This is a genomic window from Vibrio sp. R10-SG3-ISO3 (assembly GCF_059834225.1).
The window spans coordinates 39,523-53,146 of the sequence record NZ_JCBDHE010000014.1; the positions used below are offsets into that span (position 1 = coordinate 39,523).

Sequence of the window (13,624 nt, forward strand, 5' to 3'; positions counted from 1 at the left end):
TGACGCAAGATACGGTTTGAGTGGCCGATGCAGTACTTGAGATACATCAAGTCGACTTTCCAAAATTTGCAGTATCTTGATATGGCACTGGTTGATTATGGAGTAAGCGATGAAAATGTTCAGAATCGAGACCTACACGAACGAAGTGAAAGAAAGTACGGTGAGTGTTCCATTGGCGTTAGCAACGATTGCTATAAAACCGTTCTTAAGCCGCATCATGACCACACAGAAAGACGTGATCTTAGCCGCGTTAGAAGACAAAACTTTTTCAGGTGTGATTTTGGATCTGGATGATCATGCATCGGGTGAACGAGTGATCTTTTCTGTAAGTTGAGCAAGACGTAGTCTACTTATGGAATTTGACCATTGGCTTCAAGAAGCAGTCATTGATGTTTCATCTCTTAAAATGTGCTGCATTGTAGTGGCTTTTAATTCGACCAGAGTGATGTGGTTGTTGAGGGGTGAGATAATTTCGCATCTAACGGTCAAATTAGCGTTATATACCAGTAATCAGAAAGTCGATAGCAGCGATAATTTCGTTTCTAAATGTGCTTAGATCGTTGACTGGGGTCGTGAGGATTTGAGTTGGTACACTAGCCATTTGTTGAGTAAGAATCACAAAGTCACCTTCATCAATATGGATCGTAGGGCACAGATGGCTAGGGGCTTTGTTCTCTAGCCGTTCGATAGGAGTTAAGGGAATGACCAAGCGACTATTTAGTGAATCGAGCAACTCGCTTTGAACATCAACAAAATACGGGTAAGTGCTTGCGGCGCTCTTATCGTTGTTTTTATAAAGTGTAAATTGTGACATTAGAATACTCGGTATGAATCAGAAAATAGTCCGTGTTTTGCAGTTAAGTCGTTACACGCTTCAATTGCTTCGGCGTTTTGTTCTAACCATTCGGCTTTCAATTGTTGCTTTACTTCTTTTTCCAAAGCCTTCTCCATTGTTGCTGATAGGTTGATGTTTAGGCGCTTAGCTTCGGCAAGTAACTCACTGTTTAAACTAAGGTTTGTCGCCTTTTTAGGTGCATGTGTGCTATATATATTTTTCATGAAGTGTTTCCATGCGTATTAATGATGCGCAGTTAGTATAGGTAAAAGCTAGGCATACGACAAATTGTTCAAGAGGGATTCATCCCGCGTGGCATTTTTACTATGCGGTTGTCAGTTTCACATTTGGTTAGGCCATGTGTTTGTTGTTGGAGATACATAGCAATGGAAGTCACTATTGGGAATGATGCCGAGTTGATAAAGAGAGCTCAAACTATCCGCTATCAGGTGTTCACACTTGAGCAACAGATCCCTAAAGAATTAGACCTTGATGGACTAGATGAAGAGTCAATCCACGCGTTAGTTGTGGAACAAGATAAACCCATCGCCACTGCTCGCCTAACAGTGAAACAGGGCAGTACGTGTACTTTGGCTAGGGTAGCGGTCACAAAAGCATATCGAGGGGCTGGAGTTGCCTCAAAAGTTGTCCAGGCTTTGATGGGTTATGCGCAGAGTAATGGTGTTGAGTCTATTGTGATCCACGCTCATAGTTATCTTCGAAATTACTATGAAAGGTTTGGCTTTGAGTTCATCAAAGAAGTGGAGATTGTGGGTGAACATCAGTTAGTTGAAATGCGGCATCAAATAGTAAAGAGGTAGTTGCTCAAAGGAAATCTGATGAAACTCTTACTGGATACCTCTTATTTCTCTACCATCTTGCAGGACTTCTTCAATCTCCGCTCCATCAAGCATTTTTCCTAGTGGCGACTGAGGAGTGATGACAACAACGCGGTCGTTATCGAGTTTGTAGCCACCACATGCAGGTAAAAACCAACACGTCATGTCATCTGAGAGCGTCACTATCGCGCCGAGTTTGATCTCATCTTCTTCGTCAAAATCAACAAGCGGCAGGGACTTAAGGCGATTAATGGTTATATCAAATTCAGCCACACGCTGCGATTGGCCATGTGCTAAGTACGCGGCCTCTAGTCCAACGGTATCGTACTGTGTTTCTGCAACACTTTGTTCATGCGTAGCAAGATCATGGGCGATATCCGCCGCATCTAATGCATTTTGGCGTTGAGTGAAAAGGATCTCTAGGAGCTCGGTGCGCAGTTGTTCTTTGTTCAGCATGGTGTACAAGTGTTTGGGTAGACGCGTTGATAATACTGGATTAGCGATCAGAGTGCGATAGGGGATACAGCAACGATTTTATTTGTTCCAAAAACGGTGAAACCCCGATGTTGGTAGCATCGGGGTTTCGAATTTTTAGAAGTCTCGGTTGGTAAGGCCGATATTCTTTATGCAAAAGGCTGGATTACAATCCGGCTATTCCTTGGTAGGAGGAATTAGATGCGGATGAAGTCCATGTGCTCAACTTTTGGCTTGAAAGCGTGACGTTGAACGTCTTGTGGCTTAACTTTCACTTCAGCGCCGTCGATCACTAGAACGATACCTTCGTAAAACTCAGGCTTGTCCATTTGGTTAACGATGTCATCGTGGTTAAGAACGATCGATACTGGTGCAGCTTCGCCACCGTAAACGATAGCAGGGAATTTACCAGCGTGACGTAGGCGGCGGCTCGCACCTTTACCTAGTTCAGTACGTACTACTGCTTCAAATTTCATAGTAATTACTCTCAAATATGAAAAAATTAACTTCACATCTCGCAATGCGACCTTGCAGATGTGGTGTGCGCTTTAGAGAAATTGGTCGTAACTCTTAAAACGAGCGCGGATACTACCATCCATACCGTTTTCTCGCAATAGATATTCGCCGTGCGCGCGACAATTTCGCCTATTTTGTTTCAACGGCTTAGCGCTTGTGCTTCTTGGTTGCACTCGCACGTTGCATGGTGAGGATGGCTTTCAATCCACCTTGAGCACCCGCTTCTAAGCTCAGTGCGCCGCGATAGCTGTGTGCCATCTCTTGTACAATGTTCAAACCTAGCCCCGAGCCAGGGGTGTGCTCGTCCAAGCGCACGCCGCGTTTTAGCACTTGCTGAATGTGCTCTTTGGCAATTCCGGGGCCATCATCTTCAATCACGATGGAGAGTTGATGTCCGTCGTCGGCTTCGCGTTTTGCCTCATCAGTGATGACATCCACACTGTAGATTCTGATCATGCTGCTGGCCCATTTATAGGCGTTCTCCAAAAGATTACCCAGCATCTCGTCGAGGTCGGTTTGTTCCACGGCAAGCTCAATATCGGAATCCAGTTCATTGATGACGGTTAAGCCCCGGCTGGCGTATATTTTGTCAAACGCGAGTGTGATGGCATCGACGCGCTCGGCGGGATTGGATTTTACCGCGAGAATGTTTTTGGCGCCGGCCATGCGCGCGCGTCCGAGGTGATAATCAATTTGGTGCTGAATTTGATCGATGGCTGGGGTCAGCTTCGCTTGTTCTACCTCCCCCAATTGACGGATTTCATTCTTGAGCACAGACAGCGGCGTTTTTAAGGCATGCGAGAGGTTCCCAGCGTGATGACGGGCGCGTTCGAGAAGCTCTTGATAGTGAAACAGCAGCGCGTTGAGGTCACTGATCACCGGAGCTACATCTTTGGGGTAGGCTTCATCAAGGCGATTTTTTTCGCCACGGCGCAGCTCGGCCAACTCTTTCTTCATCTTGCCCAGTGGGCTTAATGACCACTCTACTTGCAGCATAATGACAGTCAGAAGCCCAAGATAGAGTAAGCCGAGAATCAGCCACAGCTGACCCATCAACTCGGTGACGGTCGCTTCGATGGGCTGTTCATCCATGCCAATCGTCACTTGAATAGGGCCGTTGTAATCGGGGAAATAGAGGGCCGAATCCATGGTGATGAGTTTCTCGCCTTTTGCCCCAAATACAGCGCTTTTGCCTTTGTGTTTTTTTGCGCCTTTGAAGGTCAGTGTCTGATCCCACAGAGAGCGCGAACGCAGCGTGTCGCTATCAGTGCTCGCTTGCCAGTAGAAACCACTATAAGGGCGAGTAAAGCGAGGATCGGATAAGCTCGAAGAGAGCGAGAGTTCACCTCGGTCATTGACGTTAAGCGCACCCGCCATTTCATCCATATAAATAGAGAGCTGATCGCGGCTGTCCTCAACCATATAGTGCAGAACTTGGGTCGGTACAGTCACGCCGGCGGCGATGATCATCGCCGTGAGCCAGATGATAGCGGCAAAGACCAGGCGACTTTTTAGGCTGAGCTTTTTAAGGTTGGCGACTCGGAGCTTAGGCATTGAGCTGGTATCCTAACCCACGCACGGTTTTGATGACGTCAGGCGCGATTTTTTTGCGGATACGGCCAATAAAGACCTCAATGGTGTTGGAATCACGATCAAAATCTTGTTTGTAGATGTGCTCGACCAGTTCGGTGCGAGAGATGACTTTGTCTGGGTTGTGCATAAAGTAGGCGACGACTTTGTATTCTAGCGCCGTTAGTGTGACGGGGGTTTGCTGCCAGAGTACGGTAGAGCTGCGGGTATCGAGGCTCAGGTTACCCACCTGCATGACGGGTGAAGCATTACCAGAGGCTCGGCGAAGCTGGGCGCGCACGCGGGCGATCAACTCGACCATCTCAAACGGTTTGGTGAGGTAATCATCGGCGCCAGCATTCAGTCCTTCTACTCGCTCGCTGAGCGCGTCACGGGCACTGAGTATCACCACTGGGGTATTGATGTTGTTGGCGCGAATGCCACTCAACACCGAAAGCCCATCCAGTTTGGGTAGGCCCAAGTCCAATACAATCGCGTCCCACTCTTCGCTGGTGGCACGATAGAGACCATCCTCACCATCGGCAGACCACTCACTGACCCAATCTGCATCGTCAAAAGACGCTTGAATTTGTTGCCCAAGGCGAAGGTCGTCTTCAATCACCAATATTTTCATTGTAACCGAGGCTCCTTATTCAGTGGGTTTAAGCGCGTCGCGAAAGTGTCGGCCTTTAATTTCCAGCATTTCTAAACTGGCTGCATTGTACTCAACTTTAATGATGTTGTTATTTTGGTTGAGTTTGAGCTCATAAATCCAAATGCCATCATCTTGATCCAATTCAACTTGGATGATTCTACCATGTAAGTCGCGCTCGACCGCTGCGTACATCTCGGAAAAGGGTCGAATGTCGCCATTTTGCACCGCTCTATACACTTCGTCTTGATCGCCATCGAGATCGACGCGGGTTCCCGGGTGGTACTCATCTTGAACTAGGGCGTGGCCGTCTTGCGCCGCACTGGGCAGCGAAAAGAAGACGGCACTAGCAAGAAGAAAGGAAGCCGGTAAAAATTGACTCATACGGGGTGTTCTCAGTGTATTCATCAGTATATTCCTCTGTTCAGAATCAACATGAGCATACACGCAACAAGATGAACCTTGAGTGAATTATCCGCTCAGCTCATCGTCAAAGATTTTATCGCGCATTTTCCAAAAGCGCCCAACCTTACGCGCAATCACAAACTGCGGCGGGCGAAAGCGGTGTTGGTTATCGACCACTTTACTCGGTGATAGGGTATCAAAGGGGCGATGCTTGTCCGCCAAATGCGGACGAACGAAGCGATCTTTGAAGGTCTTTTTCTGTTTAGGCGTGGTGAGAGACCAAAATTCATGCACCTTGGCATCGTTGTCACCCACGTAGCTGACCCGGAGCTGGTTTTTACCTTGACCATCTTTGTGTAGCGAAAAGTCCATCGCCAAGCACTCAAACACTAAAGCATCTTTAAGGTTTAACGCCTCTTTAAGCTTCTTATCTGGGTCGACTAAGGTGGCGTCACACTCATGGCAAATACGCGCGGCAATATCATTATCGGCGCCGCAATCACCGCAGTATTTTGCGCGAAAGCGGTAGTTGCAGTGCTCACGCGCGCCCGTCTCTTCATCGGTAAAATACCCTTGGCACTTACGGCCAAAATGTTCAATTAAAAAGCCATTGCTATCGAGCTTGCCCCAAAAGTTGTTGTTAAAGCCACAAGCCGGACAGGGGATGGTGATGATTTCGCTGTCCGAGTCTGGTTTAGGGTCGCCCACTTCGGGTTGATAGAGATCGTAACTGTTGCCTGCGTAATCAAGTACCAAGCAATCGCTTTTTCCCGGTGATAAACGTAGCCCACGACCGACAATCTGTTGATACAAACTGACCGATTCCGTTGGGCGAAGAATGGCAATCAGATCCACATGCGGCGCATCAAAGCCCGTCGTCAGCACCGAGACATTGACCAGATATTTGATTTGGCGCTGCTTAAAGCGTTCGATGATACTGTCACGCTCCGGAGTAGGCGTATCGCCGATGACCAGCGCGGTGTGATCGCTAGGGAGAAGCAAAAAGATCTCCTGCGCATGTCTCACCGTGGCGGCGAATATCATTACGCCTTGCCTGTGCTCAGCGTGCTGGATGATTTGCTCGACGATTTGTGGCGTAGCGCGCTTGGCATTGTCAATCACCATATCAAGTTCTGACTCTTTATAGCGCCCGGTACTAGCGGGTTTGAGTTGCGAGAAATCATAGCTCAGTACCGGGGCATCGAGCAGCGTGGCAGGTGTTAGAAATCCTTCATCAAGTAAATATTGGATAGGCAGTTCAAAGATGCAATCGCGGAAGAACCTCGGTTCATCGCTGCGCACTAAGCCGCGTGTGTGGTACTGGTAAATCCAACCCATACCCAGGCGATAGGGTGTGGCGGTGAGCCCAAGCACTTTAATGCCCGGGTTAAGCTCGCTCAAGTGGTGAATAACTTTTTGATAACTGGTGTTTTTGTCATCTGGTACGCGGTGGCATTCATCGATCACCAGTAGCGAAAATTGGTGACTGAACGCGTCCAAATTGCGCACAACCGATTGCACTGAGGCAAACACCACTTGCTGATCGGTCTCCTTGCGGCCAAGTCCGGCAGAGAAAATCGCACCCTTTAACCCGTAACCTTCGTACTTGGCGTGGTTTTGTTCAACCAACTCTTTGACGTGTGCCAGCACCAAGACGCGCCCTTTTGCCAAACGCGCTAATTCTGCGATGACTAAGCTTTTCCCTGCACCCGTTGGCAACACAAGCACCGCAGGGGTTTGATTGGCGCGAAAGTAATGGATTACCGCTTTGACGGAGTCTGCTTGGTAGGGTCTGAGGGTGTACATGGCGTCGAACAGCTTGGAAATTTTGAACGATTATACACATCTTGTGTTGCGAAGCGGAGAGGGTGGTTTGATGTGAATTTAATTCACCTTTCACTCTGGGTTAGCTTGGTTCTTATTCATCGATCTGCTTGATATGATGCTTTCAACGAATCAAAAGGGTGACGCATCATGAAGCTTAAGCTTATCGCAGGAATCATGGCTGGAATGCTGGCAGGTCAACAGGCTTACGCGTGTTTGGCTGATGGCGCGGTAGATGGTGCTGTGTTTGCGATTCCTCAAGGCACATTTGAGGTGGCCGTTGCATTTCAACAAGCTCAGCAGCGTGGAGACGTGCAAACTTATGCAAACAGCAACTGGTCGACCGTTCAGTTCATTCTGATGCAAAAACTGCAATCGCACTATCAAGGCGAAGTGTTCGATATCACTCTTTTTGAAGCCTCTGGCCAACATTTCTATCGTTTTGTGGCCGATGGCGATCAGATCAACGTGCTGGCGCATGAAGTACCGAAGTCGGAATATCAAGGCATCATAGTGACCGATATTGACGTGATGACCGCACTAGTCCGCGGACAAATAGACTTTGCTAGCGCCGACAAACTTGGCCTGTTCTTTAACTTAGATACATCACAAGAGTTTACCGCTCTTATGACAAAAGCATTCGCCTAATCCAATTTACTCATATAAATAGAGGTTCGTATGAAACTTTCTACTCTAGCGATGGTGATCACAGCGACCATGTCTGGCGCAGTGTCAGCATCAGCATCACTCCCTACATTTACTCCCGATCAAAAGCCTGCGAGCGCGCATACCGCTGTGTTCCAAAAGGAACTGCGTGAAGCGTTACCTTTTGCTGACCAAGAAGATTGGGAGTTGGCTCGTAAAGGTTTTATCGCACGTGTTGATGACTTAGAGATCAAAGACGCAAAAGGCAACGTAGTGTGGGAACTTGGGAGTTATGATTACCTGTTGCAAGGTAAAGACTACGACTCTATCCACCCATCCATGCAGCGCCAAGCTGAATTGAACATGGAGCACGGTCTGTTTGAGATTCTTCCTGGTAAAGTGTACCAAGTTCGTGGTTACGACTTGGCGCAAGTGAGCTTTGTTCGCTCTGACAACGGTTGGGTTGTGTTCGATCCTCTAACGATTCCTGAAACGTCAGCTGCGGCTTACGAGCTTTTCAAAGCGCACGCGAAAGGCGGTGAGCTACCGATTAAAGCGGTTGTTTACTCACACTCTCATGGTGACCACTTTGGTGGCGTGAAAGGTATTGTTTCTCAAGAACAAGTGGATAACGGTGAAGTGCAAATTCTTGCGCCTCGTGCGTTCTCAGACTTTGCGATCTCTGAAAACGTACTTGCAGGTAACGTGATGGCGCGTCGCGTTGTTTATCAATACGGCAACACACTAGAGAAGAGTGAGCTTGGCCAAGTCGATGCAGCGATTGGTAAAGGTGTTGCAAATGGTGGCTTGTCTCTGATCCTTCCAACACATCAAGTGGAAGAAGATATCGAAACTATTACCGTTGATGGCCTAGAAATGGTGTTTCAAAACGCGCCAGACACGGAAGCGCCATCAGAAATGAACACTTACATTCCTGCTTACAAAGCGTATTGGGGGGCCGAGACTACGGTTTCAGGTTTACACAACGTTTATACACTGCGCGGTGCGTTCGTGCGTGATACCCTGCAATGGGCTGATTCTATCAACGAAGCGCTCTACCTATTTGGTGGTGAAGCCGAACTGTTGTTTGCATCACACGGTTGGCCACGTTGGGGCAACGAAAATATCCAAGATTATCTGCGTGGTCAGCGCGACATGTATGGTTACTTGCATGATGAAACGCTACGTTTGATTAACCATGGTGTCAGCATCACAGACATTCAAGATGAATTCTTCGTACCTAAACCACTGGCTGATCAATGGTACACTCGTGGCTATCACGGCTCTTACCACCGTAACGCGAAAGCCGTAGCGAACAAGTACATTGGTTATTTCGACATGAACCCAGCGACACTATTACACCTTAACTCTGTTGATCAAGCGAAGAAGTACACAGAGATGATGGGCGAAGAAGCGATTCTTGCAGAAGGTAAGAAAGCGTTTGATAACGGTGAATATCGTTGGTGTGCAACGGTGGTCAACAATGTTGTGTTTGCGAACCCAGAAAACATGCAAGGTCGTTACCTTCAAGCGGACTGTTTTGAGCAGTTAGGTTACCAATCTGAATCATCTGGCGAACGAAATGTCTTCTTAGCTGGCGCGGCTGAGTTGCGACAAGGTATTGTACCAGTCCAATCAACTAAAGCGGCAACACCGGATTTGATCCAAGCGATGCCTACGCGTGATTTCTTGAACTTTATGGCTGTACGTTTCAACGGCCCTAAAGCGGCAATGGATGGCTTCAATATGAACGCGAACCTGGTGATTCCTGACGAAAATACTAAATATGCGATTGAAGCGCGCAACGGTCGTATGAGTAATATTGAAGGTTTCGATGCGCCAAATGCTGATTTCATACTAACAGTGAACCGTAGCGATATCACTTTAATGCTACTTCAGCAAACCACACTTCAAGACCTGTTGAAGTCAGGTAAAGCCACAGTGACGGGTGATATCAGCAAGATGGGTGCATTGACCTCTTACCTAGATGATTTTGAGTTCTGGTTCAAGATGGCATTACCACAAGACCACAGCCCATACAGCTTTGGTAAATCGAAAACAGGTGTGTCACCGATCAACCGTTAAGATCGCTTGTCACAACTGATATATTTTGCCCTTGCTATGCAGGGGCATTTTTTGCTTTATTGAACTCATTGTTCTGACTTCAGAAGGTAAGGTAATGCCTAAGGCAACCCATTTTGACCTCAATCTGCTCAGAGTATTTTTGAGTGTTTATAAAAGTCGCTCTTATACGACAACCGCAGAAGAGTTGGATTTGACCCCCTCTGCCGTAAGTCACGCGATTAAGCGACTCAATACCCAACTTGGAGAAACCTTGTTCCAACGCAAACACGTCGGTGTTGAAGCGACGTATGTTGCGCATGATTTATTCAAACAAGTCTCGACGCCGTTTTATGCGATAGAGCGGACAATACTGGGTTATGAGAATTTTTCGGCAAGTGAGACGGATCGTACCTTCCGAGTTTTTGTGCCCGATGTGTATATGTCTGATCTTATTATGCGTTTAGCGGAAAAAAACAAGGGACGAGCTCAGGTTATCTGCGTGGCATTACCTCCGGATCAGGATGAAACATACGATGCATTGGCATCGGGAGAGGTTGACTTGGTAGTCGACTTTGTGGCCCCTCATCTTGGTGGTGTTGCGTCAATATTGGCTCATCAGGAGCCGATGGTGTGCGTGGTTAACGAGAATCACCCCCGTATCGGTGATACGATTAGTTATGATGAGTATTTTTCGGAATCCCATGCTTTTCTAAATTTATTGCGCTTCAATTCACGTGCCGCCGACACTTTGGCTAAACAGCCGATCCCACAGCGTAAAATCCATAGCGAACATAATTCTTTGTACTCGATGTTGCACACCATTGCACATACAGATGCAATTGGCATCTGTACGAAAAATGCAGCAATCCGCATTCAAGAGGCTCTTCCTGTAAAAATCATGGCTGTACCTTATGAGATCAACAAGGTCGCGCTATGGGTCAATTGGCCGAAGAAGCTGGATAATAACCCAGCGAATCAGTGGCTCCGCTCATTGGTGATTGAGTTGCTGGCGCAAGCGTAAAGGGTTCGCAGCGCGCAGTGAACTCTGTATACTGCGCGGCGAACACAGAGTGAGGTAAAAATGCGTTTAGACAAATTTCTCTGCGATGCCTTAGGTGCGACGCGAAAAGAAGCCACGAAAATCATCAAAAGTGGCGAAGTGACGGTCAACGATGTGGTGCAAAAAAGCGGTGCAGTTAAAGTTTCCGACACGTGCGTCGTCGAGTGGCAGGGTCGTGAAATCGGCAAACCAGGACCAAAATACATCATGCTTTACAAACCTGAGGGATTTGTCTGCTCTCATGAAGACGGTTTTAATCACACAGTGTTTGTGCTGCTAGATGAAGTGAAGATTGAAAACCTGCATTTTGCTGGGCGATTAGACGTCGATACCACAGGTTTAGTGTTGATTACCGATGATGGCCAGTGGTCGCATCGCATCACTTCACCGAAACATAAGTGTGAGAAAACGTACCGAGTGTGGCTCGCCGATCCTATCGGTGACGACTATGCAGAAAAACTCGCCCACGGTATCGAACTGCGCAATGAGAAAGAGCCGACGCTGCCCGCGAAACTAGAGATAGTCAACGCGGATGAGCACGAAGTGCTGCTGACGATTACTGAAGGCAAGTACCACCAAGTGAAACGCATGTTTGCTGCACTGGGCAATAAGGTTGAGCATCTTCACCGTGAACGCATCGGTGCTATAGCGCTGGATGATTCGCTTGAACCGGGTGAATACCGTTACTTGACTCAAGCAGAAATTGATTCTATTTGGAATTAATACCCCAATTTGGAAGAGCTTTATTTCCTAATAGGAACTAGTAATTTGGGCTCAATCGGTTGAATATAGTCCGGTTAACTTCATTTCTTTTGACGAGCCGCCTTTCTGCGGCTCGTTTTTTCGCTATCGGATAGGAGACTTATGTCTGATACTGCTATGACCAAAACCGACACGCTTCAGTTGAGCTTTTTGTTGTTTTTGGTTTTGGGCGCCATTGGTGCCTTAACGCCACTGGCGATTGATATGTATTTGCCCGCGATGCCCTCCATCGCTGCCGATCTCGGTGTCGAAAGTGGCGCGGTGCAAATCACCCTTACGGCTTATACCGCGGGCTTTGCTATTGGTCAGTTGATTCATGGTCCATTGGCGGACAGCTATGGTCGTCGCCCGGTGCTGATCCTTGGCGTGCTGTTTTTTGGTTTGGCCTCATTGGTGAGTGCAACCACCACAAGTATTGAAGCGCTCACTTGGGTGCGCACCGCGCAAGGCTTTGCGGGCGCTGCGGCGGCCGTCATTATTCAAGCTGTTGTCCGTGACATGTTTGATCGTGAGGATTTCGCGCGCACCATGTCATTTGTGACCTTAGTGATTACCATAGCGCCTTTGGTGGCACCGATGATCGGTGGTCACGTCGCCATTTGGTTTGGCTGGCGAGCAATTTTTTGGATCCTGGCAATTTTTGCAGCCATCGTGATCGCTTTGGTGCTTTGGAAAATTCCAGAAACCTTGCCAGTGGAGAAGCGTCAGCCGCTGCGTTTTCGCACCACGATGCAAAACTATGCCCGATTGTGCGCCAACCCTGTGGCGATGGGGTTGATTTTTTCCGGTGCGTTTTCATTCGCCGGTATGTTTGCCTTTTTGACCGCAGGCTCGTTTGTCTACATTGATATTTATGGCGTACGCCCAGATCACTTTGGTTATCTGTTTGGTTTGAACATCGTTGCGATGATCATTATGACCAGCATCAATGGCCGCTTGGTACGTAAAGTCGGCTCGCACACGATGCTGAGGTTTGGCCTTGCGGTGCAATTGCTCGCCGGCATTGGGATGTTTATAACCTGGATGCTGGATCTTGGTCTTTGGGGCACTGTACCTTTTGTGGTGCTGTTTATCGGTACGTTATCGACTATCGGTAGTAACAGTATGGGGCTGCTGTTGAGCGGCTATCCGTCGATGGCGGGTACGGCGTCATCATTGGCGGGCACGCTGCGTTTTGGTACAGGTTCCGTGATTGGCGTGGTGGTTGCGATGTTGCCAAGTGATGCGACTTGGCCGATGATAGCGACCATGACGGCATGTTCGATACTCTCTGCCGCGTTGTATGGATTTTTTGGAAGAAAGGCGTAATGTCTGAATACACAATTGAGATGCGCAAGTTAGTCACACTTGCGCTAGAAGAGCTCGATGCGCAGCATCGTTTAGGAAAGCTGACCGACGCTCCGGTCGCCAACAATCACTATTTAGTGCGTTGGGTGACCCGAGCGCTTAAAGAGCAGCGTTTTCATCGCGTGGTTGGTAATGACCTAACACGTTGGCAAAAAATGGGGCGCTCAAAAGGCAACGAAGCAGGGCTGTTGTTCACGTTTAAACGCATCGCTAAGCTGTACGGTACCTTCTTTAGTGGTGAGGAACGAACGCTGAAAGACAGTGATATTGAGCAGTTCCTGGATCTGATGGAGAACGCGGATTGGGAAGTCTCTACCTCAGAACCCTTAGTGGGTGTGGGTAAGGTGCAACTCTTTACGGAAGGGCAAAACTCCTTGGCACTGTGCGCGGATCAATGTGACGCTTGCTTTGAAGGCGAGGCTTTAGTTAAGCCGATGAGTTGGTTTGTTCGCGGTAATCACGCCGAGTTCGTTGAGAAAGCCACAGCCGCAGGCTTTTTGGTGCACAAGGTGACCGACTACAAGTCGAATGTGAAGTACCACGGTGAATATCTGATTTTTCCTGCCAATCGTGGAACGCAGTTGCCCGAAATTCCCCTTAGCTTGACGGCTTAGCCTGAGCTCTTAATCATA

General features: G+C 48.1%; 16 protein-coding genes. 8 read left to right on the forward strand and 8 right to left on the reverse strand.

Annotated elements, in window-relative coordinates; all coding sequences use genetic code 11:
- The first annotated feature begins 109 nt into the window (after positions 1–109).
- A complete protein-coding gene (locus AC6R1A_RS03060) occupies positions 110–334 on the forward strand; it encodes a hypothetical protein (protein ID WP_500633306.1) in 225 nt (74 codons plus the stop codon).
- 162 nt (positions 335–496) lie between these two features.
- On the opposite strand, the gene AC6R1A_RS03065 is transcribed toward AC6R1A_RS03060, so the two are convergent.
- Together AC6R1A_RS03065 and AC6R1A_RS03070 are read right to left on the reverse strand one after the other, a co-directional pair.
- Positions 497–814 carry a CcdB family protein gene (locus AC6R1A_RS03065; RefSeq protein ID WP_500633307.1) on the reverse strand — a complete coding sequence of 106 codons (318 nt, stop codon included), beginning with the start codon at positions 812–814 and terminating at the stop codon, positions 497–499.
- On the reverse strand, positions 814–1,059 hold the full coding sequence (locus AC6R1A_RS03070) for a type II toxin-antitoxin system CcdA family antitoxin (protein WP_500628652.1): 246 nt from the start codon (positions 1,057–1,059) through the stop codon (positions 814–816). The genes AC6R1A_RS03065 and AC6R1A_RS03070 overlap by 1 nt, the downstream gene beginning before the upstream one ends.
- A gap of 162 nt (positions 1,060–1,221) precedes the next feature.
- Between AC6R1A_RS03070 and AC6R1A_RS03075 the strand changes: the two genes are divergently transcribed.
- The gene (locus AC6R1A_RS03075; RefSeq protein ID WP_500633308.1) at positions 1,222–1,656 is read left to right on the forward strand and encodes a GNAT family N-acetyltransferase; all 435 of its coding nucleotides are present in this window, start codon (positions 1,222–1,224) and stop codon (positions 1,654–1,656) included.
- 27 nt (positions 1,657–1,683) lie between these two features.
- Here the strand turns inward: AC6R1A_RS03075 and AC6R1A_RS03080 are convergent, their stop codons facing one another.
- The 6 genes from AC6R1A_RS03080 to radD all read right to left on the reverse strand — a co-directional run bounded on the left by AC6R1A_RS03080 (position 1,684) and on the right by radD (position 7,096).
- On the reverse strand, positions 1,684–2,130 hold the full coding sequence (locus AC6R1A_RS03080; protein WP_500628650.1) for a hypothetical protein: 447 nt from the start codon (positions 2,128–2,130) through the stop codon (positions 1,684–1,686).
- Between the two features lie 215 nt (positions 2,131–2,345).
- A complete protein-coding gene (gene rplY, locus AC6R1A_RS03085) occupies positions 2,346–2,624 on the reverse strand; it encodes a 50S ribosomal protein L25 (RefSeq protein ID WP_334552334.1) in 279 nt (92 codons plus the stop codon).
- Positions 2,625–2,811: 187 nt separating this feature from the next.
- On the reverse strand, positions 2,812–4,218 hold the full coding sequence (locus AC6R1A_RS03090) for an ATP-binding protein (protein WP_500633309.1): 1,407 nt from the start codon (positions 4,216–4,218) through the stop codon (positions 2,812–2,814).
- Positions 4,211–4,867: a response regulator transcription factor gene (locus AC6R1A_RS03095; RefSeq protein WP_500627637.1), complete on the reverse strand. Its 657-nt coding sequence runs from the start codon at positions 4,865–4,867 to the stop codon at positions 4,211–4,213. The genes AC6R1A_RS03090 and AC6R1A_RS03095 overlap by 8 nt, the downstream gene beginning before the upstream one ends.
- Before the next feature lie 15 nt (positions 4,868–4,882).
- Positions 4,883–5,293 (reverse strand): PepSY domain-containing protein, encoded by a 411-nt coding sequence (locus AC6R1A_RS03100; protein WP_500633310.1) that lies wholly within the window; start codon positions 5,291–5,293, stop codon positions 4,883–4,885.
- A 63-nt stretch (positions 5,294–5,356) separates the two neighbouring features.
- On the reverse strand, positions 5,357–7,096 hold the full coding sequence (gene radD, locus AC6R1A_RS03105; RefSeq protein ID WP_500633311.1) for a DNA repair helicase RadD: 1,740 nt from the start codon (positions 7,094–7,096) through the stop codon (positions 5,357–5,359).
- A 168-nt stretch (positions 7,097–7,264) separates the two neighbouring features.
- Here radD and AC6R1A_RS03110 point away from each other — a divergent pair, with 168 nt between their 5' ends.
- From AC6R1A_RS03110 to AC6R1A_RS03135, 6 genes are all read left to right on the forward strand, one after another.
- A complete protein-coding gene (locus tag AC6R1A_RS03110; RefSeq protein WP_500628447.1) occupies positions 7,265–7,762 on the forward strand; it encodes a hypothetical protein in 498 nt (165 codons plus the stop codon).
- A gap of 30 nt (positions 7,763–7,792) precedes the next feature.
- On the forward strand, positions 7,793–9,844 hold the full coding sequence (locus tag AC6R1A_RS03115; protein WP_500633312.1) for an alkyl/aryl-sulfatase: 2,052 nt from the start codon (positions 7,793–7,795) through the stop codon (positions 9,842–9,844).
- A 94-nt stretch (positions 9,845–9,938) separates the two neighbouring features.
- Complete coding sequence (locus AC6R1A_RS03120) at positions 9,939–10,844, forward strand: LysR family transcriptional regulator (RefSeq protein ID WP_500628449.1); 906 nt, start codon at positions 9,939–9,941, stop codon at positions 10,842–10,844.
- A 60-nt stretch (positions 10,845–10,904) separates the two neighbouring features.
- Positions 10,905–11,606 (forward strand): 16S rRNA pseudouridine(516) synthase RsuA, encoded by a 702-nt coding sequence (rsuA, locus tag AC6R1A_RS03125; protein ID WP_500633313.1) that lies wholly within the window; start codon positions 10,905–10,907, stop codon positions 11,604–11,606.
- Positions 11,607–11,747: 141 nt separating this feature from the next.
- On the forward strand, positions 11,748–12,953 hold the full coding sequence (locus tag AC6R1A_RS03130; protein ID WP_500633314.1) for a Bcr/CflA family multidrug efflux MFS transporter: 1,206 nt from the start codon (positions 11,748–11,750) through the stop codon (positions 12,951–12,953).
- Entirely contained in the window at positions 12,953–13,606 is a 654-nt protein-coding gene (locus AC6R1A_RS03135) for a DUF2913 family protein (RefSeq protein WP_500633315.1), read from the forward strand. Before AC6R1A_RS03130 ends, AC6R1A_RS03135 begins: the two co-directional genes overlap by 1 nt.
- Positions 13,607–13,624 lie beyond the last annotated feature (18 nt).